Source organism: Nocardioides sp. 503 (genome assembly GCF_004522095.1).
Classification (GTDB): domain Bacteria; phylum Actinomycetota; class Actinomycetes; order Propionibacteriales; family Nocardioidaceae; genus Nocardioides.
Map to the genome: position 1 here is coordinate 133,824 of NZ_SPUI01000004.1, position 22,803 is coordinate 156,626.

General features: G+C 71.2%; 24 protein-coding genes and 2 tRNA genes. 10 read left to right on the plus strand and 16 right to left on the minus strand.

What is annotated here, in order from left to right; genetic code table 11:
* Positions 1 to 17: 17 nt before the first annotated feature.
* Positions 18 to 2,054, minus strand: coding sequence for an ATP-binding protein (locus tag E4622_RS14455; protein ID WP_134740938.1), 2,037 nt, complete (start codon positions 2,052 to 2,054; stop codon positions 18 to 20).
* A 127-nt stretch (positions 2,055 to 2,181) separates the two neighbouring features.
* Here E4622_RS14455 and E4622_RS14460 point away from each other — a divergent pair, with 127 nt between their 5' ends.
* The 4 genes from E4622_RS14460 (at position 2,182) to E4622_RS14475 (ending at position 6,516) form a co-directional block, all read left to right on the plus strand.
* Positions 2,182 to 3,753 carry an NAD(P)/FAD-dependent oxidoreductase gene (locus E4622_RS14460; protein ID WP_134740939.1) on the plus strand — a complete coding sequence of 524 codons (1,572 nt, stop codon included), beginning with the start codon at positions 2,182 to 2,184 and terminating at the stop codon, positions 3,751 to 3,753.
* Between the two features lie 255 nt (positions 3,754 to 4,008).
* A tRNA-Lys gene (locus E4622_RS14465) sits at positions 4,009 to 4,081 on the plus strand.
* A gap of 213 nt (positions 4,082 to 4,294) precedes the next feature.
* Positions 4,295 to 4,951: a response regulator transcription factor gene (locus E4622_RS14470; RefSeq protein ID WP_134740940.1), complete on the plus strand. Its 657-nt coding sequence runs from the start codon at positions 4,295 to 4,297 to the stop codon at positions 4,949 to 4,951.
* An 86-nt stretch (positions 4,952 to 5,037) separates the two neighbouring features.
* Positions 5,038 to 6,516, plus strand: coding sequence for an MFS transporter (locus E4622_RS14475; RefSeq protein WP_209021956.1), 1,479 nt, complete (start codon positions 5,038 to 5,040; stop codon positions 6,514 to 6,516).
* Positions 6,517 to 7,355: 839 nt separating this feature from the next.
* On the opposite strand, the gene E4622_RS14480 is transcribed toward E4622_RS14475, so the two are convergent.
* The 8 genes from E4622_RS14480 to E4622_RS14510 form a co-directional block, all read right to left on the minus strand.
* The gene (locus E4622_RS14480; protein WP_134740941.1) at positions 7,356 to 7,679 is read right to left on the minus strand and encodes a hypothetical protein; all 324 of its coding nucleotides are present in this window, start codon (positions 7,677 to 7,679) and stop codon (positions 7,356 to 7,358) included.
* A gap of 187 nt (positions 7,680 to 7,866) precedes the next feature.
* Positions 7,867 to 9,093, minus strand: a complete 1,227-nt coding sequence (locus E4622_RS14485) for an HNH endonuclease signature motif containing protein (RefSeq protein WP_134740942.1) — start codon at positions 9,091 to 9,093, stop codon at positions 7,867 to 7,869.
* A gap of 438 nt (positions 9,094 to 9,531) precedes the next feature.
* A complete protein-coding gene (locus E4622_RS14490) occupies positions 9,532 to 9,831 on the minus strand; it encodes a co-chaperone GroES (RefSeq protein WP_134741438.1) in 300 nt (99 codons plus the stop codon).
* Positions 9,832 to 9,874: 43 nt separating this feature from the next.
* Complete coding sequence (locus E4622_RS14495; protein ID WP_134740943.1) at positions 9,875 to 10,120, minus strand: DUF3618 domain-containing protein; 246 nt, start codon at positions 10,118 to 10,120, stop codon at positions 9,875 to 9,877.
* Positions 10,117 to 10,872 carry an ABC transporter ATP-binding protein gene (locus tag E4622_RS14500; protein ID WP_134740944.1) on the minus strand — a complete coding sequence of 252 codons (756 nt, stop codon included), beginning with the start codon at positions 10,870 to 10,872 and terminating at the stop codon, positions 10,117 to 10,119. Before E4622_RS14500 ends, E4622_RS14495 begins: the two co-directional genes overlap by 4 nt.
* Positions 10,869 to 11,534: a cobalt ECF transporter T component CbiQ gene (gene cbiQ, locus E4622_RS14505; RefSeq protein ID WP_134740945.1), complete on the minus strand. Its 666-nt coding sequence runs from the start codon at positions 11,532 to 11,534 to the stop codon at positions 10,869 to 10,871. The genes E4622_RS14500 and cbiQ overlap by 4 nt, the downstream gene beginning before the upstream one ends.
* Before the next feature lies 1 nt (position 11,535).
* The gene (locus tag E4622_RS22840; protein ID WP_167736096.1) at positions 11,536 to 11,847 is read right to left on the minus strand and encodes a PDGLE domain-containing protein; all 312 of its coding nucleotides are present in this window, start codon (positions 11,845 to 11,847) and stop codon (positions 11,536 to 11,538) included.
* Positions 11,847 to 12,533, minus strand: a complete 687-nt coding sequence (locus tag E4622_RS14510; RefSeq protein WP_167736097.1) for an energy-coupling factor ABC transporter permease — start codon at positions 12,531 to 12,533, stop codon at positions 11,847 to 11,849. The genes E4622_RS22840 and E4622_RS14510 overlap by 1 nt, the downstream gene beginning before the upstream one ends.
* Positions 12,534 to 12,612: 79 nt before the next feature.
* Between E4622_RS14510 and bcp the strand changes: the two genes are divergently transcribed.
* From bcp to E4622_RS14525, 3 genes are all read left to right on the plus strand, one after another.
* Positions 12,613 to 13,089 carry a thioredoxin-dependent thiol peroxidase gene (gene bcp / locus E4622_RS14515; protein WP_134740946.1) on the plus strand — a complete coding sequence of 159 codons (477 nt, stop codon included), beginning with the start codon at positions 12,613 to 12,615 and terminating at the stop codon, positions 13,087 to 13,089.
* Positions 13,090 to 13,135: 46 nt separating this feature from the next.
* Positions 13,136 to 13,217, plus strand: a tRNA-Leu gene (locus tag E4622_RS14520).
* A gap of 76 nt (positions 13,218 to 13,293) precedes the next feature.
* Complete coding sequence (locus tag E4622_RS14525; protein WP_134740947.1) at positions 13,294 to 14,529, plus strand: hypothetical protein; 1,236 nt, start codon at positions 13,294 to 13,296, stop codon at positions 14,527 to 14,529.
* A 3-nt stretch (positions 14,530 to 14,532) separates the two neighbouring features.
* Here E4622_RS14525 and E4622_RS14530 read toward each other — a convergent pair whose 3' ends face one another.
* Positions 14,533 to 15,126 carry a 1-acyl-sn-glycerol-3-phosphate acyltransferase gene (locus E4622_RS14530; RefSeq protein ID WP_134740948.1) on the minus strand — a complete coding sequence of 198 codons (594 nt, stop codon included), beginning with the start codon at positions 15,124 to 15,126 and terminating at the stop codon, positions 14,533 to 14,535.
* A gap of 60 nt (positions 15,127 to 15,186) precedes the next feature.
* Here E4622_RS14530 and E4622_RS14535 point away from each other — a divergent pair, with 60 nt between their 5' ends.
* Positions 15,187 to 16,065: a bile acid:sodium symporter family protein gene (locus E4622_RS14535; RefSeq protein ID WP_134740949.1), complete on the plus strand. Its 879-nt coding sequence runs from the start codon at positions 15,187 to 15,189 to the stop codon at positions 16,063 to 16,065.
* On the opposite strand, the gene rdgB is transcribed toward E4622_RS14535, so the two are convergent.
* Genes rdgB through E4622_RS14555 form a run of 4 tightly spaced genes read right to left on the minus strand, consistent with a single transcriptional unit; the run spans position 16,035 to position 19,179 of the window.
* The gene (rdgB, locus tag E4622_RS14540; RefSeq protein WP_134740950.1) at positions 16,035 to 16,646 is read right to left on the minus strand and encodes an RdgB/HAM1 family non-canonical purine NTP pyrophosphatase; all 612 of its coding nucleotides are present in this window, start codon (positions 16,644 to 16,646) and stop codon (positions 16,035 to 16,037) included. The genes E4622_RS14535 and rdgB overlap by 31 nt on opposite strands.
* Positions 16,643 to 17,383: a ribonuclease PH gene (gene rph / locus E4622_RS14545; protein ID WP_134740951.1), complete on the minus strand. Its 741-nt coding sequence runs from the start codon at positions 17,381 to 17,383 to the stop codon at positions 16,643 to 16,645. Before rph ends, rdgB begins: the two co-directional genes overlap by 4 nt.
* A 42-nt stretch (positions 17,384 to 17,425) precedes the next feature.
* Positions 17,426 to 18,253, minus strand: coding sequence for an ABC transporter permease (locus E4622_RS14550; protein WP_134740952.1), 828 nt, complete (start codon positions 18,251 to 18,253; stop codon positions 17,426 to 17,428).
* The gene (locus tag E4622_RS14555) at positions 18,250 to 19,179 is read right to left on the minus strand and encodes an ATP-binding cassette domain-containing protein (protein ID WP_134740953.1); all 930 of its coding nucleotides are present in this window, start codon (positions 19,177 to 19,179) and stop codon (positions 18,250 to 18,252) included. The genes E4622_RS14550 and E4622_RS14555 overlap by 4 nt, the downstream gene beginning before the upstream one ends.
* A 131-nt stretch (positions 19,180 to 19,310) precedes the next feature.
* On the opposite strand from E4622_RS14555, the gene E4622_RS14560 reads away from it, so the two are divergent.
* Positions 19,311 to 20,474: a histidine kinase gene (locus tag E4622_RS14560; RefSeq protein WP_134740954.1), complete on the plus strand. Its 1,164-nt coding sequence runs from the start codon at positions 19,311 to 19,313 to the stop codon at positions 20,472 to 20,474.
* Entirely contained in the window at positions 20,471 to 21,139 is a 669-nt protein-coding gene (locus E4622_RS14565) for a response regulator transcription factor (protein WP_134740955.1), read from the plus strand. Before E4622_RS14560 ends, E4622_RS14565 begins: the two co-directional genes overlap by 4 nt.
* A 13-nt stretch (positions 21,140 to 21,152) precedes the next feature.
* Here the strand turns inward: E4622_RS14565 and E4622_RS14570 are convergent, their stop codons facing one another.
* Together E4622_RS14570 and murI are read right to left on the minus strand one after the other, a co-directional pair.
* Positions 21,153 to 21,911 carry an MBL fold metallo-hydrolase gene (locus E4622_RS14570; RefSeq protein WP_134740956.1) on the minus strand — a complete coding sequence of 253 codons (759 nt, stop codon included), beginning with the start codon at positions 21,909 to 21,911 and terminating at the stop codon, positions 21,153 to 21,155.
* A complete protein-coding gene (gene murI / locus E4622_RS14575) occupies positions 21,908 to 22,732 on the minus strand; it encodes a glutamate racemase (protein WP_134740957.1) in 825 nt (274 codons plus the stop codon). The genes E4622_RS14570 and murI overlap by 4 nt, the downstream gene beginning before the upstream one ends.
* Between the last annotated feature and the right edge of the window lie 71 nt (positions 22,733 to 22,803).

Sequence of the window (22,803 nt, forward strand, 5' to 3'; positions counted from 1 at the left end):
GGGCAGGTCCGCGTCCGTCAGGTGACGATCGGCAGCTGCACCCGGAACGACGTACCGCCGTCGCCGGAGGTGAAGGAGATCGTGCCGCCGTGCTTCTCCACGATCGCGCGGGTGATCGACAGACCGAGCCCGCTGCCGGGGATGGCCTGCTTCTGGGCCAGCGTCGAGCGGAAGAAGCGGTTGAAGAGCTGGTCCTGCTCCTGCTCGGGCACGCCGATCCCGGAGTCGGTGACGACGAGGGCGGCGACCTCCCCGTCGACGTCCAGCTCGACCTGGATGGCACCGCCGTCGGGCGTGAACTTCACGGCGTTGCTCAGCAGGTTGAGCGTGACCCGCTCGATCATGTCCCGATCGCCCATCAGCGGCACCGGCTCCTCGGGAAGCCGCAGCGTCACGTCGAGCTCGCGGCCCTCCCAGGAGGGCAGGACCACGGCGTAGGCGGCGCCGATGGCGCTCCGGAGGTCGAAGACCCGGTCGACGTAGTCGAAGCCCTCGCTGTCCACGCGCGAGAGCGTGAGCAGGTCGTCGATCAGCCCGAGCAGGCGCTGGGTGTTGGCCGAGACTCGGCGTACGGCGTTGCGCTGGTCGCCGGTGAGCGCGCCGTAGGCGTCCTCGCCGAGCATCTCGAGGTAGCCCAGGATGCTGGTCATCGGGGTGCGCAGCTCATGGCTCACGCTCGAGACGAAGGAGTCCTTGACGCTGTCGACCTCCTGGAGGCGCTCGACGGCCTGGCGCTCGACCTCCAGCGCCTCCACGAGGGCCCGCCGGGACTCCAGCTGGTCCGTGACGTCCTCGGAGGTGCTGACGTAGCCGGTGGTGCGCCCCCGGTCGTCGGAGAGCCGCGACAGCGTGATGGCGTGGGTGCGCTCGACGCCGTCCTTGCGCCGGAACCGGATGTTCGTGCCGGCGGCGCCGGCCTTGGTCATCTCCTGCACGACGTCCGAGAAGGTCTCCGACACGCCGAGCTCGGCAGCCTTGTCCCGGATCGCCTCGGGACTGTGGAACATCGTGGTGCGCTCGCCGAGCACCTCGGCGGCCTCGTAGCCCAGCAGGCGCTGCGCCCCGGGGTTGTAGAGGTTGACCCGCCCCTGCTCGTCGCTGCCGATGATCGCGACGCCGTTGGCGCCGTCGACGATGCGCTGGACGATGTCGCGCTCCGCCTTGGCCTCGCGTGCCGAGGCGATCTGCTCGCCCATGCGGATCATCAGGGGCACCACGATCACCGCGCAGACGAGCGCGAAGCACGCCAGGATCAGGCCGCGGAAGTCCACGGGCACGTCGTAGCGCTCGGAGACGTCGGCGAAGGGCCCGTAGCCGCCCGTGGTCATGAAGACCGCGAACGCGAGCACGGCGACCATCTGGGCCAGCGACTCCCGGGGGCTCAGCCGCAGCGCGCCCCAGGCGAGCACCGGGATGGCGACGAAGACCAGCGAGGGGAAGTCGGTCGGCAGGAACACCGCCGGCGTCACGGTCACGATCGTGACCCACTGGAAGACCCGCTCGCCGCGCGAGGCGACGGACTCCTGGTTGGGCGGGCGGCAGAAGAACGGGACCAGGGTCAGGTTGGAGGCGATGTGGGAGGTGCCGATGGTCACGCCCACCATGAGCGGGTCGCCCCAGTCGGCGGCGACCGAGGTCGCGTAGCCCAGGAGCCCGCCCACGGCGCCACCGACCGCGATCGAGCGGAAGTAGCGGCGCAGGTCGAGGTCGGACCGCAGCGGCGGTCGGTCGTCCACCCCGTCGGTGAAAAGCCGCGCGACCACCCACGCCTCGAGCGTGCTGCCGAGCGCGAAGCCCAGGGCCACCGCGAACGGCCGGCCGTTGTCGCTGACCAGCGACGGTCCCCAGATGGTGCCGAGCGCGACCAGGAAGATCACGAGCAGCAGCGTGGCGGTGCGACGTCGGCGTGCCAGCAGCAGCGCCCCGGTGGCGAGGCCCGCCGGCCAGATGCCCGTCACCCGGCCACCGTCGGGGGCACCCCAGACGGCCATCAGACCGGTGGCCGCCATCAGCAGGACGACGGCCACGACACGCACGACCCAGGACTTCCGCACCTGGCCCACCCCTCCCAGGCGAACGAACCCGAGAGAATCAGAGCAGCAACCTAGTGCCTCCCGCACCGAAACGACGATGCTGTCGAGCGCTGATCACCTGCCGGACACCGTGTCGTAGGTTCGGCCGGTGACTACAGCGCAGCAGCACTACGACGTCGTGGTCGTCGGTGGGGGCCACAACGGGCTCGTCTCGGCCGCCTACCTCGCCCGCGCGGGGCTCTCGGTCCTCGTGCTCGAGCGGCTCGCCCACACCGGTGGCGCCGCGGTGTCGGCGGCGGCGTTCCGCGGACACGAGACGCGGCTGTCGCGCTACTCCTACCTCGTCTCCCTCCTGCCGGAGCAGGTCATCGCCGACCTCGGCCTGGACCTGAGGCTGGCCTCGCGCGCCACCGCGTCGTACACCCCGGTGCTGCGCGACGGCCGTCCCGGCGGCCTGTTCGTCGAGCACGAGGAGGGCGAGGCGACCCGGCGGTCCTTCCGCGAGCTGACCGGCTCGGACACCGAGTACGACGCCTGGCGGGAGTTCTACGCCGACGTCGCCGAGCTGGCCCACGTCGTCGCGCCGACGCTCCTGCAGCCGCTGGCCACGGAGAGCGACCTCCGCGAGCGCGTCGACCCGGGCATCTGGCGCGACCTGGTGACCACGCCGCTGGGCGCGACGATCGAGTCCCGCTTCGCCGACGACACCGTGCGCGGCGTCGTCGGCACCGACGGGCTGATCGGCACCTTCGCCTCGCTGCACGACCCCTCCCTCGTGCAGAACCGCTGCTTCCTCTACCACCTGATCGGCAACGGCACCGGCGAGTGGCGGGTGCCGATCGGCGGCATGGGCGCCGTGACGACCGAGCTGCACCGCGTGGCGGTCGAGGCCGGCGCCGAGATCGTGACCGGTGCCGGCGTCAGCGCCATCGCGCCGTACGACGGCGGCGCGGACGTCACGTTCCACGACGGGGAGGCCAGCCACACCGTGAGCGGACGCTTCGTCCTCGCCAACGTCGCTCCCTGGGTGCTGCGCATCCTGCTGGGCGAGCCGGAGGACCCGGCCACCAAGCCCGAGGGCGCCCAGCTCAAGGTCAACTTCCTCCTCGACCGGCTGCCCGGCCTCCGCTCGGGCATGGACCCCGCCCTCGCGTTCGCCGGCACCCTCCACCTCGGCGAGGACCTCTCCATGCTCGAGGCGGCGTACGCCGAGGCCGCGCGCGGCGAGGTGCCCTCCTCGCTGCCGGGCGAGGTCTACTGCCACTCCCTCACCGACCCCTCGATCCTCGGCGAGGAGCCCGCGGGCACCCACACCCTCACCTACTTCGGGCTGCACACCCCGGCCTCGCTGTTCCGCGAGGACCCCGAGGGCGCGAAGGCGCTGGCCGTCCGTCGCGCGATCGCCTCCCTCGACGCCCACCTCACCGAGCCCCTCGAGGGCTGCGTGGCCCGCGACGCCGACGGCAACCCGTGCATCGAGGCCAAGATCCCCCAGGACGTCGAGCGCGACCTCGCCATGCCCGGGGGCCACATCTTCCACGGCGACCTGGACTGGCCCTGGGCTCCGAACCGCTCGCGCATGGAGACCCCTGCCCAGCAGTGGGGCGTCCACACCGACCACGACTCGGTGCTCCTCTGCGGCTCCGGCGCCCGCCGCGGCGGCGCCGTCTCCGGCCTCGGCGGCCACAACGCCGCTCAGGCCGTCCTTGCCATGCTCTGAGGGCACCGGGGCAGGTTTTCAGCATCTGCTGAAAACCCTGACGTTCTGGGGCGAAATAACGGCCCAGAAGCGCACGTTCTTGCCCAGAACCTCCCGCCCTGCTACCTCAGGACGTCCTCCCCAGCCGCGCAGCCCTTCGGCAGAGCCTCGACCGCCGAGGGCTTCGGACGGTGCGGGCGACGGACTCTTCCAGTGAGGCTCCCCTCGATTTTTCCGAGCGGTACCCCGCTGGTAATGTCAGCGTCGCTTCACCGCGCGGCATTAGCTCAATTGGCAGAGCAGCTGACTCTTAATCAGCGGGTTCGGGGTTCGAGTCCCTGATGCCGTACCGCCCAGCAGCCCCGGTCACCGACCGGGGCTGCTGCCTTTCCCGCCTGCGCCGGCCGGCTCGACACGTCGCCTCACCGGACCTGACGAAACCGCAGCCGTGCTGCCGGGCACGGCGTCGGTGCGCCCGGTGCTGAGATCAGTGCGTGTCGTCCTGAGGCACCGAGATGCTCGCCGATCACGCGCGACACGCGACTCTGAGTAAACTCACGCCGTGTCTCCTACCCCGATCCGGCTCGCGATCGTCAACGACTACGAGATCGTGGTCCACGGCGTCGCTGCGGTGCTCGAGCCCTACCGCGACCGTGTCGAGGTCGTGGAGCTGGACTCCCGCCTGCCGGTGATCAGCGACGTGGACGTGCTGCTCTACGACACCTTCGGTCAGGTCCAGGGCGACGCCGTCGACATCGACCAGCTGGTCTCCGGGGGCGAGGCCCGGATCGTCATCTTCACGTGGAACGTCCAGCCCGAGCTCGTCGACCGCGCGCTGTCGCGCGGCGCCGCCGGCTACCTCTCGAAGGGCATCAGCGCCGAGGACCTCGTCAAGGGGATCGAGGCGGTCCACGCCGGGGAGACCATCACGGCCGGCGTCGACCTCAACGGCGACGATGTCAGCACGCTCGGCACCTGGCCGGGCGTCGACCACGGGCTCAGCGCCCGCGAGGCCGAGGTGATCGCGCTCATCACGCAGGGGCTCTCCAACCAGGAGATCGCGGACCGCTGCTACCTCAGCATCAACTCGGTGAAGACCTACGTGCGCACGGCCTACCGCAAGATGGAGGTCACGCGGCGCTCGCAGGCCGTGCTGTGGGGGATCGCCCACGGGTTCGCACCCGACCGCAGCCGCACCATCGAGCCCAACGCCGACTGACCCCGGGACCACCGGTCGGCCGGCCCTGACTCCCGACTAGGATCGACCGCATTGGTTGCCTTCAGCAACCACTGTGAGGAGTACGCATGTCCAGGCCGGGTCGCGGCAGCATCACCTTCGCCGTGCTCGCGGTGGCGGTGTCGTCCTTCGCGCTGCTGCAGTCGATGATCGTGCCGGTGCTGGCCACCATCCAGGGCGAGTTCGAGACCGACCAGACGACGGTCACCTGGGTGCTCACGGCCTACCTCCTCAGCGCCTCGATCGCCACTCCCCTGCTCGGTCGCGTCGGCGACGTCCTCGGCAAGACCCGGATGCTCGTCATCACTCTGTGCGCGCTGGTCGTCGGCTCGCTGCTGGCGGCTTTGGCGCCCAGCATCGGCTGGCTGATCTTCGCCCGCGTCGTGCAGGGCGCCGGCGGCGGCGTGCTGCCGCTCGCGTTCGGCATCGCGCGCGACGAGTTCAAGGACAAGGTCACCACCGCACTCAGCGTCCTCGCCTCGCTCACCGCCGTGGGCTTCGGCTTCGGCATCGTCATCGCCGGTCCCATCGTGGACGCCTTCGGGGTGGACGGCCTGTTCTGGCTGCCGATGGGCGTCACCGCCGTGGCCGCCCTCGCCGCTGCGCTCTTCGTGCCCGAGTCGCCGGTGCGTACGCCGGCGCGGCTGCCGGTGCTGCCCGCCGTACTCCTCGCGGTGTGGCTGGTCGCCCTCCTCCTCGCCCTCTCCGAGGGCAACGTGTGGGGCTGGTCGTCCCCGAGGATCCTCGGGCTCTTCGCGCTCGCGGTGGTCGGCGTCGTCGGCTGGGTGGGTGTCGAGAGCCGCGTGCCCGTGCCGATGATCGACATGCGGATGATGCGCCTGCGCGGAGTGTGGACCACCAACCTGGTCGCGGCGTTCGTCGGCTTCGGCATGTTCGCGGCGTTCGGCTTCCTCCCCCAGTTCCTGCAGACCCCGTCTGCCGCGGGCTACGGCTTCGGGGCGACGATCTCGGAGTCCGGGCTGCTGCTCGTCCCTTCGGCGATCGCGAGCTTCCTCGTCGGCTTCTTCACGGCGCGGCTCATCCACGCGGTGGGCGCCCGCGCGGTCATCGTCACCGGCACGCTGCTCACCGCCACGGCCTTCGCGAGCATGGCCCTCTTCCACGACACCACCGCGCAGCTGTACGCCGCCACGACCGTGCAGGGCGTCGGCTCGGGCCTGGTCTTCTCGAGCCTGGCCGGCGTCGTGATCGCCTCCGTGCCGCGCGAGCAGACCGGCGTCGCCAGCGGCATGAACGCCAACATCCGCACCATCGGCGGCTCCGTCGGCGCGGCCGTCATGGCCGGCATCGTCACCGCCCACGTGGGTCCCACGGGGATTCCCGCCGAGAGCGGCTACACCGTCGGCTTCCTGGTGCTGGCGGTCGGCATGGCCGGCGCCGCCGTGGCGGCGTGGTTCATCCCCGACCTTCGGGACCAGCCGACCTCCGGCCCGCTGCAGGACGCCGAGAACGCCGAGCTGGGCTACGTCCCGGGTGCCTCGAGCGTCAGCCCGCCGGGCCCGGCGACGGCGCCTGACCCCGCCTGATCCGACAAGTCTTGACGGAGGACCGGGAACCGGCGTAGTTGCCGCTCGACGACGTCGCCGGTCTCGGGGTCCTCCTCGGTGATCTTCTTCGTGGAGACTCCACGGATCTCGATCCCCCGCTCCCCCTTGCGGAACCTGGCGGCCCTTGGCCTGCCACTGGCGGAACCCGTGACCTGCGACGCGTGCGGGCCCTGCGCGGAGATCAGCAGCAGGTTCGGCAGGTGTAGTGGTGGAACGCTGCGGTGAAGGCCAGGAACCGGAGCCACTGGTCGGAGTCGACCAGCTGCTCGACTCGAGCCGTGAGGGTCTCGTGCAGCGCCTGTGCCTCGGCCTGGCGCTCCTCGGGCGTCTTGCCCGGGCGGCGCCGGCGACATCTAGGGAAGGCTGGCGGACACGGAAGAGGACGCCGGAGGGCAGGTGTCTGATTCCTCGTGGATACCCGGTAGCGGCCAAGAGATGCAGTGCACAGACAGCCAGGCTCTGCATCATCAGGTCCTTGGACTGGGTGCCATGGATGACCGCAGCGCGGCACGTGTCGCGACATTAGAGCCCGCCAGTGTGGATCTGTATGCTGCGGGCCGGCGTTCCGGTCTTTGCCTTGTGCCGGCATCAGCGGTGCGGGCGGCTGGCGAGGCGCGAGACGTCGCGGCGGTTCCTTGCCGATGGTGCAGACGGCGAGGTGGCCGACCTGCCGTGCGGGAGATGGCTCCCCCACTTCTCCTCGTGGTAGCGGCGCCGGGCGGACCGGACCTTCGGGTTCCAATGGTCGGCAGTTTGGGTGATACCGGCCGCGACGGAAACGATCGGTCTGCCAGTCGCGTGTGGTCGGCTTCCTTCGCTCAGTCAGACTCATCACAAAGCGCCCTGACGCGGTCGGCGAGTCCCTGGAACTCGTCGACGGTCAGCCTAATTCGGGTCTGGAACTCCCACTCCTCGATGACAGCACCGACATGGGAGAAGGTTCGGTCGAGAACTCCTAGGCCGAATCTGTCGAAATGGAAAGTTCTTGGGCTTGAAGACTCGTCGTGGTAAGCAGCATCCAGCTCCGAGAACAGCCGTTTGGACTCCTCGACAAGCCGCAGGTTGCCGTGGAAAAAGTGATCCGTGATGGTTTCGAGCAGACTTGCGCGGACCCCGAGGATCTCTCGTTTCGTCAGTTCCATCTTTGCCATTCTCATTCGAAGGTATCGAAGTAGCGGATCGCGGACTCGGCAGTGGGCTGCTGAATGCAGTGCCACCGTCGACGGAGCTGGGATCCAGAACGATGGTGTTTTGCCCATCCCTCCACACTCCCAGGCCGGACACGCCGACGGGTTTGAACTCAGCTTGCGAACTCCCACCACGCGGGTCTCACTCCCGCTTGTGGAAGGAGACCTTGCCGCCCTCGTGATGGGTCATGACGTAGCCGGGGTGGTGAGCGAGGGGGTGGTGGCCGGTGCAGAGGAGCCCGCCGCGCTCGACCGAGGTGCTGCCGCCCTGGGACCAGGGGTCGAGGTGGTGGGCGTGACACCACGCCGAGGGCCTGTCGCAGCCCAGCGCGATGCAGCCGCCGTCCCTGACGGCCATCGCGATCCTCTGGGCCTTGGTGTGGAACCGCATCCTGCGGCCCACGTCGAGGACCTGGGACTTCCCACCGAGCACGACGGGGATGACACCGGCCTCGCACGCCATCCGCCGGGCCAGGCCGGGGCTGATCGGGGTGCCGGTGTCGAGGTGCGCCGCCTTCAGGCCACCCATGAGGGTCTCCAGGGTCATGGTGACCACGACGGTGGCGTCCATCCCGCCCGCCTGCGGGAGCTTCTTGGCGGGGAAGCGGTCGATGTACTCGATGAACGCCAACCCCATGCCGTGCGGGGTCGATCCCCCGCCGCCGGCTTTGGGTGAGGCCAACGCGTCGAGTGGTTTGCGGAGCTTGTCTGCCTGATGGGTCGGGATCGAGAACCGGCCGTGGGTGGTGCCGTGGCCGTCGTCGTGCATCGTGAACCTGGCCTTCGCCTCGGCTTTGCGCTCCTGGGCCTCGAGCTGACGTGCGGTCTCTGCCTCCCCGACCTCGGGGGCGACGACCTCCAGGACGTGCAGGCCCAGCACCCGCAGCCGCTTGGCGTCGAAGTGAGCCGCCTCGTCGAGGAGGTGGTCCCGGGCCTGGTCTTTCACCGTCGTGCCGACGTCGTCGGGCAGTGCGTCGACGGCTTCGACGATCACCTTCGCCTGGTCGACCAGGATGTCGCCGCGGCTGAGTGCCTCCTCGACCGGCTGGTGGGCTTCGAGGGCCTTGCCGAGCTTGGTGAGGGCGGCGGCGTCGCGTTGGGTCATGTGCGTGGTGTGCGCCAGCCACGCCGCGGACGAGGTCGCGCCTTGGGCGGCGCCGACCTCGGTCCGGTCGGCGTGGGCTGCGGTCTTGAGGGTGAGGCCTGCGAGGCGGGCGTTGAGGCGGGTCTCCTCCACCAGCGCGAGGGCTGCTTCCTGCGGGGTCATCGACCACATGGGCTGGTCGGCGACTGCGTCGAGCTCGGCCTGCGCGCGCAGTACGGCGGCGAGCACGGGGTGGCTCGGCGGGTGGGTGGCGGGGCTGCTCATGGGGTCTACTCAAGCAGCGACCACCGACAGTGACAGGCCGGAAAGGCCGGTTATCCACAGGGTGTGAAGGGTTAGTGGCTTTCCTTCTCTGATTTTACTTTCGGCCCTCTGGGGTGGGGTGGTTTCGAGGCTCGCTGCGCTCGCACCTCAACCACCGGGGGCGGCGTCGTGGGTTGAGGAGGTTGCGCAGCAACCGTCTCGAAACCCCAGCGACCAGGAAGCCGGCGACGGCGCGCCACCACCGCCCACCTCATCCCCATCAATGCCAGAGACCGCGACCCCCGCGGCGCCGCACGCGACCACCGATTCACCCGAGGAGGCGACCAGAGGTGCGCGGGTCTCGACGGGCGCTCGTCGCTGGCGCTCCTCACTGCTCGACCACCGGTGACGGGCGCTCGTCGCTGGCGCTCCTCCCTGCCCGACCACCGGCGGGAGGGGTTAGAGGTAGAGGCCGGTCGACTCGTCGGCGAGGCGGTCGGCGGCGACGGCGTGGACGTCGCGCTCGCGCATGACGACGTAGACCTCGCCGTGGACCTCCACCTCGGCCTTGTCCTCGGGGTCGAAGAGGACGCGGTCGCCGGCCTCGATGGCGCGCGCCTGCGGGCCGACGGCGACGACCTGGGACCACGCGAGCCGACGGCCGCCCATGGCGGCGGTCGCGGGGATGACGATGCCGCCGGAGGAGCGGCGCTCGCCGGACTCCTGGTCGATCTCGCACAGGATGCGGTCGTGCAGCATCTTGATGGGGCGCTTCTCGGTCACGACGGGATCCCGACCAGCGTCAGCCGGCGACCTTGCGGATGACGACGAGCAGCGCGACGAAGCCGACGACCCCGCCGGCGACCTTGAGGATGTTGTCGGTGCGCGGCTGGCCGGAGGCCGGGTCCACGAAGTAGGCCTTGACCGACGCCACCTCGCGACTGGCGATGGTCTTGGGGCTCGCGCGGTAGAGGAGCTGGTCGATCGTGCCCGCCAGCCGCTCGCGGGTCGCTTCGATCTCGGCCTCGAGGTCAGACGGGTTGCTCATCCCGGAAGGCTATCAATGCTGCGCGGGTCGAAGCCGAACGGGAGCTCCAAGCGGTGCGCACGCATCAGCGCGGCGTCGGTCAGCACGTCGTACGTCGTGTCGTCGGCGACCACGTGGCCGTCGCTCAGGACGACGGCGCGGGGGCACAGCTCGAGGGCGTAGGGCAGGTCGTGGGTGACCATGAGGACGGTGACGTCCAGCGAGCGCAGGATGTCGGCGAGCTCGCGGCGCGAGGCCGGGTCGAGGTTGGAGGACGGCTCGTCGAGGACCAGGATCTCCGGCTCCATGGCCAGGACGGTCGCGACCGCCACCCGGCGCCGCTGGCCGAAGGACAGGTGGTGGGGAGGGCGGTCGGCGAAGTCGGCCATGCCGACCATCTCCAGCGCCGTCATCACCCGTGCCTCCAGCGCCGCGCCCTTGAGCCCCAGGTTGGCGGGCCCGAACGCCACGTCCTGGCGGACCGTGCCCATGAACAGCTGGTCGTCGGGGTCCTGGAAGACGATGCCGACGCGGCGGCGGATCTCGGCGAGGTGGGTCTTCTCCACGGGCAGGCCGCTCACCGAGACCGAGCCGGCGCCCGCGGTGAGGATGCCGTTGAGGTGCAGCACGAGCGTGGTCTTGCCGGCGCCGTTGGGGCCGAGCAGCGCCACGCGCTCCCCGCGGTGGACGTGCAGGTCGACCCCGAACAGCGCCTGGTGTCCGTCGGGGTAGGCGTAGGCGAGACCCTGCACGTCGAGCACGGGGGTGCTCACGGCAGCCGCCCGGTGTAGCCGCGCGACAGCATCGCGAGGTGCACGCGCTCGCCGCGCTCGTAGGAGCGGATGAACAGTGCGCCGAGGGTGCGGGCGAGGGTCGGCCAGCTACGCGGGGAGCGGGGGTTCATCCCTCGGGAGCGCATGGAGACCATCATCCGCCCCAGGTCGGAGGTGACCACGTCGAGGTAGCGGATCATGAACCCCATGATCTGCACGACCAGGTCGGGCAGGTGCAGCCGCCGCAGCCCGACCAGGACGTCGGTCGGCTCGGTCGTGGCCGCGAGCGTCAGCGAGGCCATCACGCCCAGCGTCCCCTTGGCGAGCAGCCCCCACGCGGCGAGCAGACCCGGCTCGGACACGGCCAGCCCCAGCACGTCCGTGCGCGGACCGGTCGCGATGAACGGCACCAGCAGCGCGAACACCACGAACGGCACCTCGATGACCATCCGCCGCACGACGTAGAGGAGCGGGACCCGCGAGAGCAGGATGACCGACACCACGACGAGGAGGTAGCCGCCGAAGACGGGGTACCAGTCGCGCGGCGTCGCCACCACGGTCAGCATGAAGCCGACCAGCGCCAGGACCTTCAGGTGCGCCGGCAGGCGGTGGACCGCGCTGTGGCCACCGAAGTACAGCCGGTGGCCGTGACCGGCGCCCATGTCAGTCCGTCGGCTCCGAGGAGCCGCCACGCCGACGTACGGCGTAGGCCAGCCCGCCCGCCAGGACGAGCACGAGCCCCACCCCCACGACCCCGGCGAGCCCACCGCTGAGGCGCTCGTCCTCGACCCCGGCGGTCTGGTAGTCGGCGAACGGGCTGTCGGAGGTCTTGGGCTCGTCGGCGGAGTCCAGGAAGCCGGTCTCCCCCGCGACGAACTCCAGCCCGTCGGGGTGGGAGCTGGCGTAGAAGCTCCCCACCCCGGCGATGAGCAGCGCGGCCAGCAGGCCGATGACGAAGAAGCGGCGCGACCTCATCAGGCGGCCGCCCTGCGGATCTCGAGCTCCCGCGCCTCGACGAGGTGGCGCGCGCCGTGGACCAGGTCGGGGCGGGCCGCGACGACGGAGGCGACGACGAGCCCCGTGACCACCGCCTCGCCGATGCCGATCACGGTGTGCCAGCCGACCATGGCCGTGAGCACGGCGCCGGTGTCGACCGGGGCGGTGCCCCCGATGGCGAAGAGCAGGGTGAACACGCAGGCGGCCACGGGCACCGAGACGAGGGCCCCGACGGCTGCGGCCGGCGCGATGGACGACGTACGGCGTGGCAGCACCGCCGCGACCAGCCGGAAGACGGCGTAGCCGGTGAAGCAGCCCACCAGGCCCATGAGCGTGATGTTGGTGCCGAGGGCGGTCACCCCGCCGTCGGCCATGAACAGCGCCTGCACGAGCAGCACGACGCTCAGGCACAGCGCCCCGGTCCACGGCCCCACCAGCACGGCCGCGAGCGCGCCGCCCAGCAGGTGGCCGCTGGTGCCGGCCCCGACCGGGAAGTTGATCATCTGGCCGGCGAAGATGAACGCCGCCACGAGGCCCGCCATCGGCGCGGTGCGGTCGTCGAGCTCGCCGCGCGCCTTGCGGAGGGCCACCGCCACCCCGCCCGCCGCAACGACGCCGGTCACGACCGACGTGGGCGCGTCGAGGAAGCCGTCGGGCACGTGCATGCAGGGTCTCCCGGGTCGCTAGGTTTGATGCGACGCTCAGCCTACGTTATTGCACATCACTCGCAACAAGGAGCCCGCCGTGACCGAGCCCGCCCGCCTCTCCCCCGGCGACGCCGCCCCCGACTTCACCCTCGCCGACGACGCCGGCGGCCAGGTCTCGCTCTCGGACCTGCGCGGACGCAAGGTGATCGTCTACTTCTACCCGGCGGCCATGACGCCCGGCTGCACCAAGCAGGCGTGCGACTTCACCGACTCCCTCGACTCCCTGAAGGCCTCCGGCTACGAGGTCCTCGGCATCTCGCCGGACAAGCCGGAGAAGCTCGTGAAGTTCCGCGAGAAGGACGGCCTCACCATCCCCCTGCTCTCCGACGCGGACCGGTCCGTGATGACCGCCTACGGCGCCTTCGGGGAGAAGAAGCTCTACGGCAAGGTCGTCCAGGGCGTCATCCGCTCCACCTTCGTCGTCGACGAGGACGGTGCGATCGAGAAGGCCCAGTACAACGTCAAGGCGACCGGTCACGTGGCCAAGCTGCGCAAGGATCTCGGCCTCGACTGACGCGCCTGCCGCGTCCTGGCGCCGCCTTCCTAGACTGGGCGCACCCGCCGGAGTGGTGGAACTGGCAGACACGCAGGTTTTAGGTACCTGTGCCTTCGGGCGTGGGGGTTCAAGTCCCCCCTCCGGCACGGGTGCAGCAGCAACGACGGCACGGACGACCCAGCACGAGCGACCAGCAACAGCGACCCGCGAGGAAGGCCCCCCATGGAGCTGCACGAGACCCTCCACGATCTGGGCGTGGCCTCGGGACGGGGCGTCTTCGACGACGCCGACCTCCTGCGCGCCGCGCTCGACGACTACCTCGACGAGGGGGCCGCCTCCACCGGCGACATCAACCTGCTGGTCGACGCCGTGCGCCTGGGCGCCCTGCGGATGATGCTGGCCACGATCGACAGCGGGGCCGAGCCGGCCCGCGCCGTCGAGGCCGCCGGCGAGATGCTGGCCCGCGACCGTGGCACCTCCGACGTCACCGCGACCCGCTGGGCCTGCGCGGTGCTCGGCTTCGCGGTGGACCGGGTCGGCGCCGAGGACGTGCGCCGCTTCGACCGACGTACGCAGCAGGGCCCCGGCACCAGCGGCCCCGTCCCGTCCGCCCAGCCGCCGGCCTACCCCGCGGCGCCTCCGACCTGGTCCGGCCAGCCGCCGGTCACGTCGCCCCCGATGTCACCGGCCACCTCCCCGTTCCAGCCGCCGCCGACCTCGCCGCCCTACCAGCCGGCCTACGCCGCACCCGGCTACCCGGCGTCGTACCCCGCCGGGCCACCGGCGAAGAAGAAGCGCACCGGTCTGCTCGTCGCCATCGGCGCCGTCCTGGTGGCCGTCGTCGGCGGCGTGCTCGCCGTGGTGCTCCTGACCTCGGGAGACGACGACAACGGCAAGGACACCGCTACCGACCCCACCAGCGAGGCCACGACCGAGGCCACCGACGAGCCGACGGACGAGCCCACCGAGGAGCCGACGGAGGAGACCACGGAGGTGCCCGCCGGCGCCGTCAAGGGCACGGGCTACTACTTCGAGCTGCCGAAGGGCTGGAACGACATCACCGACGAGGTGCTCGCGAGCGAGGGCGCCGGCCAGACCGACCTGGCCGTGGCCTGGGGCAAGTCGTTCGACGGCGCGCGCGCCAACATGATCGTCGAGACCGCCTTCGCCGGCGGCGAGACCGACCCGGAGGCCCTGCGCAGCACCTGGCAGAACAACATGGCCGGCGCCACGGGCGCGACGCCCGAGGACAACGGCACCACGGTCATCGGCGGGGAGGACGCGATCGGCGTGCGCATCGCGCGCGTCAACGAGAACGACGTCGCGATCGAGCAGTTCGGCTACCTCACCATCCACGACGGCGACCTCTACTCCGTCATCCTCTCCACGCAGGCCGGCGACCAGAAGGCGCAGGACTTCTACGAGCAGATCCTGGCCGACTGGACCTGGGCGAGCTGAGGCTCAGGCCGGTCCGCCGGACCGGTCCTCCTCGCGCAGCCGGGGCTCGGTCGTGAGCTCGGGGTGGAAGCCGGTCTTGTCGGCGTAGAACGCACGGATCCGGTCCATGTCGGCGCCGACGTCGCCGGTCAGGTCGAACGTCGGACCCCAGCCGACGGTGCGGCTCGGGGCGTCGAGGAAGGCCAGCGTCACCGGGATGCCGGTCTGCCGGGAGATCCGGTAGAACCCCGACTTCCAGTAGTCGGTGCGGCTGCGGGTGCCCTCGGCGGCGATGCCCAGCAGGAAGGCCTCGTCGGTCTCGGCGTCGGCCAGCAGGGCCTTGATCGTGCCGCCGGGGTTGTCGCGGTCCAGCTCGACGGCGCCGGTCGCGCGCATGAAGACCCCGACCGGGCCCTTGAAGAACGACTGCTTGACCAGCAGCCGGATCTGGACGCTGTTGTCCCACGCGAGCAGCATCGTGAGGACCCAGTCCCAGTTGGAGGTGTGTGGCGCGCCGACCAGGATCCCGCGGCTCGGCACCTGCCCGACGGTCTTCCAGCGGACCGCCTTGAGGGCCACGCGCGCGAACGTCCTGCGGAGGAGAAAGCGTCGGCCCATCCGGGGAACCTATCGCGGCGTGACGACGTGACCGCCGTCACCTTCCACTAGGGTCCGCGCATGGACTCCGCGCTGACCGAGATCGGGCTGCCCATCGCCCTCGCCATCATCATGTTCGGGCTCGGCCTGGACCTCACGCTCGCCGACTTCCGTCGGGTCGGACAGCAGCCCAAGGCCGTCGCCATCGCCCTGCTCTGCCAGCTCGCCCTGCTGCCCGCGGTGTGCTTCGGCCTGGTGGTGCTCTTCGACCTGCCGCCGTTCCTCGGCATCGGCATGCTGCTGCTCGCCGCCTCCCCCGGCGGCACGACCGCCAACCTGTTCAGCCACCTCTTCCGCGGCGACGTCGCCCTCAACATCTCGCTCACCGCGATCAACTCGGTGGTGGCGATCGCGACGCTGCCGCTGATCACCAACGTCGCCATCGACTACTTCGACAAGAGCGAGTCGGTGTCGATGCCCCTCGACGAGGTCGTCAAGGTGTTCGTCCTGATCCTGGTGCCGACCGGTCTGGGGATGCTGGTGCGCGCCCGGAAGGCGTCCTTCGCCACCGCGATGGACAAGCCGGTGCGGGTGGCCTCGGCCGTCATCCTCGGCGTGCTGGTCCTCGGCATCCTCCTCGGCGAGAAGGACCGGGTCGGCGACTACCTGGCCGACGTCGGCCTGGTGGCCGCGCTGTTCTGCGCGATCAGCCTGGTCGTCGGGTACGTCGTGCCGCGCGCGCTGGGCATCGTGGAGGGTCAGGCGATCGCGTCGTCGTTCGAGATCGGCGTCCACAACGGGACGCTGGCGATCTTCGTCGCGGAGAACATCCTCGAGGTCAACGAGATCGCGGTGCCTGCCGCGGTCTACTCGCTGCTGATGTTCTTCATGGCCGGCGCGTGGGGAGTCGTCATCAGCCGGCGCGTGGGTCAGCGCGAGCCGAGCAGCGTCGCCAGCTGAGGGGCGATCTCGCGCAGCGCACGGCCGCGGTGCGAGATGGCGTCCTTGTCGGCGCGGTCCAGCTCGGCGGTCGTGAGGTCGGGCCGGTCGTCGGCCACGAACAGCACGTCGTAGCCGAAGCCGCCACTGCCTCGCGTCTCCCGGATCACCCGGCCGTCCATGCGGCCCTCGACGACCACCTCGCGCCCGTCCGGGTGGCAGAACGCCACCGCGCAGGCGAAGTGGGCGCCGCGACGCTCGTCGGGCACGTCGGAGAGCTGGGCGAGGAGCAGCTCGTTGTTGCGGTCGTCGGACTTGGGAGGCCCCGACCAGCGGGCCGACAGCACGCCGGGCATCCCGTTGAGGGCGTCGACGCACAGCCCGCTGTCGTCGGCGAGCGAGGGCAGACCGGTCACCGCCGCGCCGGCGCGCGCCTTGAGCAGGGCGTTGCCGGTGAAGGTCGGCTCGTCCTCGACGGGCTCGTCGTAGGCCGGCACGTCGTCGAGGCCGACGACCTCGACCTCGCCCAGGTGCTCGACGAGGATGCGTTGCATCTCGTCGAGCTTCTTGGTGTTGCGCGAGGCGAGGAAGACCCGGGTCACGCAGGAGCTCCCGCGTCGCCGGCGAGCGCCGCCTGCTGCATGCGGGTGAGGTCGGCGCAGCCCTTCTCGGCCAGCGCCAGGAGGCCGTCGAGCTCGGCGCGGTCGAACGGCGCGCCCTCGGCGGTGCCCTGCACCTCGACGAACCTGCCGTCGCCGGTCATCACGACGTTCATGTCGGTCTCGGCGCGCACGTCCTCGACGTAGGGCAGGTCGAGGCGCGGAGCGCCGTCGATGATGCCGACGCTGATGGCCGCGACGGAGCCGGTGAGCGCCTGCGGCACACCGAGGTGGGCGCAGGCGTCGACGAGCGCGATGTAGGCGCCGGTGATCGCCGCGGTGCGGGTGCCGCCGTCGGCCTGGAGCACGTCGCAGTCGAGCTGGATCGTGTTCTCCCCGAGGGCCTGGTAGTCGATGACCGCGCGCAGGGAGCGGCCGATCAGCCGGCTGATCTCGTGGGTGCGGCCGCCGATGCGGCCCTTGACCGACTCGCGGTCGGAGCGGGTGTTGGTCGCGGCCGGGAGCATGGCGTACTCGGCCGTGACCCAGCCCAGGCCGGAGCCCTTGCGCCACCGGGGCACGCCGCTGGAGGCCGACGCCGCGCACAGGACCTTGGTCTTGCCGAACTCGATCAGCACCGAGCCGGCCGCGTGGTCGAGCCAGTTGCGGGTGATCGTGACCGAGCGGAGCTCGTCGTCGGCGCGGCCGTCGACGCGGGGCGTGATGGGGAGGGACGTCATGCGCCCGACCCTAGTAGGGGCCGGGCGCACGACGGTGATCGGCTACTTGGGCTCGGAGGCCAGCACCCGGCGGGTGCCGATGACCAGCGGCGTGACGATCCAGATCAGCACCGTGACCACGACCCGGAGGCCGTCCATGGTGGTGGCGTCGTCGTCCGGGTCGAGCAGCGGGCCCATGGCGTACTGGAGGTCGATCCACGGAATGATGTCCTGCGCCCAGTCGAAGATCGCGTAGAGCGTCGAGTAGACCAGCAGCGGGAGCAGCAGCGCGACGACGTAGAAGACCGCGATGGACGCCGGGCTGCTGAGGAAGACCGTGCCGATGCCGAAGGCCATCAGGAAGTAGAGCAGCTGCAGCACGATGGTCAGCACCAACGTCCTGAGGTCGAGGTCCCAGACCACGTCGGTGCCGTCCATGGCGGCGGCCACGACGTTGCCGAGGGCGCCCAGGACCAGCGCCACGACGATGGTCGCCATCGCCAGGAGCACCACGGAGGCGACCTTGGCGAGCAGCACGCGCACCCGGTTGGGCTCGAGGGTGAACGTCACCAGGCCGGTGCGCTGCCCCCACTCGCTGGTCACCGAGAGGATCGGGAAGACCGGCAGCAGCAGCGACAGCGGGATCGTCAGGATCTGGGAGAACCCGGCGGCACCGATCTCGATGGGGTCGTCGTTGAGGGCGACGACGAGCAGGACGAGCCCGACGGTGATGACGAGCAGGATCGCGGTGGCGATCATGAGCCAGAGCCCGCCGCGGGTGTCGAGCATCTTGCGCCACTCGACCCGCACCAGGCGGCTGAACGGCACCGGGGCGGTCTGGGAGATGTCCAGGGTCGGCACCGGCCCCGGGGTCTGCTGGGTGGTGCTCATGCGATGGCTCCTTGCTGGGTCGCGGCGGCGGGGTGGCCCTCGCGCTGCGTGTCGGACGTGAGCTCGAGGAAGAGGTCCTCCAGCCCGGCGGCGCCCGAGCGCAGGTCGGACAGGACGATGCCCTGCTCGAGGGCGGTGCGACCGACCTCGACCGGCTCCGCGCCCACGCGCAGGCCGTCGCCGGCCACTGCCACGGAGTACTGCTTGGCGCTCAGCGCGGCCGCGAGCTTCTGGTTGTCGAGGGAGGTGACCAGGCTGGAGGCGGCCTGGCCGTGGTCGAGCAGAGACTTCTTGTCGCCCTGGGCCACGATCTTGCCGCGGCCGATGAGGATCATCTCGTCGGCGATCTGCTCGACCTCGTGGAGCAGGTGGCTGGAGAGCAGCACCGTGCCGCCGCGTTCGGCGTAGCCGCGCAGCAGGCCGCGCATCCAGCGGATGCCGGCGGGGTCGAGGCCGTTGGCCGGCTCGTCGAGGATCAGCACCGACGGGTCGCCGAGCAGCGCGTGGGCGATGCCCAGCCGCTGGCGCATGCCGAGGGAGTAGTTGCGCAGCCGGCGCCGGGACTCCGCCGGGCTGAGGGAGACCAGCTCGAGCATCTCGTCGACGCGCGACGAGGGCAGACCCATCGTGGTCGCCCCGAGCGTGAGGATCTCGCGGCCGGTGCGGCCGGCGTGCTGGGCGGAGGCGTCGAGGAGGACGCCGACGTGCAGGCCGGGGTTGGGGATGTCGCGGTAGAGGTGGCCGCCGATGGTGACGCGGCCCTGGGTCTCCGGCGTCAGGCCGACCATGATCCGCATGGTGGTGGTCTTGCCCGCGCCGTTGGGGCCGAGGAAGCCGGTGACCCGGCCGGGCTGGGCGACGAAGCTGACGTCGTCGACGGCGGTGAACGCGCCGTACCGCTTGGTGAGTCCTTCAACTGAGATCATGGCTCCACCATGCCGCACGTCCGGCCCTGGCGGAATCGGCCACGCGGTGGTGGCGCAATGACCAAAGTAGGGGGTGCCTCGCGACCGCCGCAGCCTGCGCGGCCCCGACCGGTCGGCCTACGCTGCCGGGTGTGGACAGGCCCGCGCCGGAGACCTACCAGCCTCCGCTGACCTGGTGGGGGCAGACCTGGCGACTCCTGCTCACGCTGTCGATCAGCGCCGTCATCTGGGTCTCGTACGCCGAGGTCATGGTCGACGAGGAGCCCGTGCTGTTCGCGGTGGACATCGCGGCCGGTCTGGTCGCCTACGTCCTGATGTTCCTCCGGCGGCGGTGGCCGCTGACCATCGCGCTCATCACGAACCTGTTGGGCGCGGTGTCGGGCATCGCCCAGGGCCCGGCGACGCTCACCTCGGTCTCCCTGGCGACCCGACGTCGCCTGGCCCACGTCGTGCTCGTGGCGGCCGTGGCGCTGGCGACCTCGACGATCTTCACCGAGACCGCCCCCTCCTCCAACAGCGACCCGGCGTGGATCTCGTTCCTGGCAGGGCTCTTCGCGATCGCGGCCAGCATGGGGTGGGGCATGTACATCGGCTCGCGCCGGGAGCTGCTGTGGACCCTCCGGCACCGCGCCGAGCGGGCCGAGGCCGAGCAGGAGCTGCGGGTGGCGCAGTCGCGCGGCACCGAGCGCGCCCGGATCGCCCGCGAGATGCACGACGTGCTGGCGCACCGGATCTCTCAGATCTCCATGCACGCCGGGGCTCTCAGCTTCCGCGAGGACCTCAGCGCCGACGAGATGCGCGACAGCGTCGCGGTGATCCGCGACAAGGCCCACGAGGCGCTGACCGACCTGCGCAGCGTGCTGGGCGTGCTGCGCGACGACGAGACGGGCAGGCCGATGAGCGCTCCGCAGCCGACGTACGCCGACGTGCCGGTGCTCGTGGCCGAGTGCGTCGCCTCGGGCATGTACGTCACCCTCCACGACGACCTCCCCTGCGACGAGCCGATGCCGGACGCCGTCGGCCGGACGCTCTACCGGATCGTCCAGGAGGCCCTCACCAACGCCCGCAAGCACGCCCCCGGCGCCCGGGTGACCCTCACCGTGTCGGGCGGACCGGAGGACGGGGTCGACGTGACCGTGCGCAACCCGCTCGGCTTCGGACCGACCTCCGTTCCGGGCGCGGGGCTGGGACTGGTCGGCCTCCGCGAGCGCGCCGTCCTGCGCGGTGGGCGGCTCGAGCACCGCGCGGACCGCGGGGCGTTCGAGCTGAGGGCCTGGATACCGTGGACGTCGTGACCTCGGCCGTGCGCGTCCTGATCGTCGACGACGACCCGCTCGTGCGCTCGGCGCTGAGCCTGATGCTGGGCGGCCAGACGGACGTGGAGGTCGTGGGCGAGGCCGCCGACGGGCGCGCCGGCGTCGCGCTGGCGCGTGAGCTGGCCCCCGACGTGGTGCTCATGGACATCCGGATGCCCCGGCTCAACGGGCTCGACGCGACCCAGGTGCTGCGCGACGAGGCGAGACCCCCGCGGGTGATCGTGCTGACCACCTTCGACGCCGACGAGCACGTGCTGGGCGCGCTGGCCGCCGGCGCGGACGGCTTCCTGCTCAAGGACACCCCGCCCGCCCAGATCCTCGACGCCATCCGCAAGGTCGCCTCCGGCGAGCCGATCCTGTCCCCGTCGGCCACGCGCACGCTCATCGACCGGGTCCGCACCGAGTCCGGCGACGGCCGGGCCGCCGAGGCCGAGCGGCGCCTGGCCCTGCTCACCGACCGCGAGCGCGACGTGGCCCTCGCCGTGGGCGGCGGCCTGAGCAATGCCGAGATCGCCGCCTCGCTGCACCTGTCGGTGCCGACGGTGAAGGCCCACGTGTCCCGGCTCTTCGAGAAGCTCGGCACCACCAACCGCGTGCAGATCGCGATCTGCGTCCACGACGCCGGCGCGCTCGACCCCGACTGAGCGCCGGAGCGGCTCAGAGCTCGTAGACCGTGCCCGGCTGCGCGAGCTCGACCGGACCGTCGTACGTCGCCTGCGCCTCGGCGAGCGCGACCTGCTTGTCGAACCACGGGGGGATGTGGGTGAGCACCAGCCGCTCGGCCCGCGACCGGCTCGCGACGTCGCCGCAGTCGGTGCCGGTGAGGTGCAGGTGCGGGGGGTTGTCGTCACCGTGGCGGAAGGACGCCTCGGCGAGCAGCAGCTGGGCGTCCGCGGCGACGCGGTCGAGCCCCTCGCAGGGACCGGTGTCGCCGCTGTAGCCGATCGTGCTGCCCCCGGCGGTGATCCGCAGGCCGTAGGCCGTGACCGGGTGGTCGACCGGCACCGCCGCGACCGTGAACGGGCCGACCTCGAAGGTCTCCTCGTCGTAGGCGCGGAAGTCGAACTCCTCGTGCATGCCCGGGTCGAGCGGCAGGTCGTAGGCGCGCGCCATCCGCTCGGCGGTGCCGGGAGGTCCCCAGACGGGGATCCGCGGCTGGGGGCCGGTCGGGTGGTACTTGCGCATCACGTAGTAGCCACAGAGGTCCAGGCAGTGGTCGGCGTGCAGGTGGCTGAGCAGGACGGCGTCGATGCCGAGCGGGTCGACGTAGCGCTGGAGCTGGCCCAGGGCGCCGTTGCCGAGCTCGACCAGGATCCTCCACGTCCGGCCGTCCTCCTCGTGCTCGAGGAGGTAGCAGGACGCCGAGGAGTCGGGGCCGGGGTAGGACCCCGAGCAGCCGATGACCGTGAGCCTCATGCGAGACCGCCGGCGAACTGGCTCGCCGCCACCATCTCGGGACCGAGGAAGCGGCGGCCGATCGTCTCGAACTCGTCCGGTGAGCCGGTGGTCACGAACGAGTACGTCGCCTCGCCGGTCTCCCGCATCAGGCCGGTCGCGGTGAGCATCTTGTAGACGTCCTTGGCGCACTCCTCGGCGCTGCTCACGAGGGTCACCCCGTCGCCCATGACGTAGGAGATGACGCCGGTGAGCAACGGGTAGTGCGTGCAGCCGAGGATCAGGGTGTCGACGTCGGCGGCGGAGAGCGGGTCGAGGTAGTCGTGGGCCACACCGAGCAGGTCGTCACCGGCCGTCACGCCGGCCTCGACGAAGTCGACGAAGCGGGGGCACGCCTGCGTCGTGAGCTCGACCTGCGGTGCGGCGGCGAACGCGTCGTCGTAGGCCATGGACTCGGCAGTGGCGGCCGTGCAGATCACGCCGATGCGGCCGGTGCGGGTGGCCGCGACCGCGCGCCGGGTGGCGGGGTAGATCACCTCGACCACCGGGACGTCGTAGCGCTCGCGGGCGTCGCGCAGCATCGCGGCGCTGGCCGAGTTGCACGCGATGACCAGCGCCTTGACGCCCTCCTCGACGAGGTGGTCCAGGCACTCCAGGGCGTACTCGCGGACCTCGCCGATCGGCTTGGGGCCGTAGGGCTGGCGGGCGGTGTCGCCGACGTAGCGGATGGACTCGTGCGGCAGCTGGTCGATGACGGAGCGCGCGACCGTGAGGCCGCCGAAGCCGGAGTCGAAGATGCCGATGGGCCGCTCGCGCGGGTCGACGTCGATGAGGGGCGGCACAACACGCAAGCGTAGGCGCTGGCACCGGCAAACGGACGGCGTCGCGACCGAGGTCACGTCGCCGACTGCGT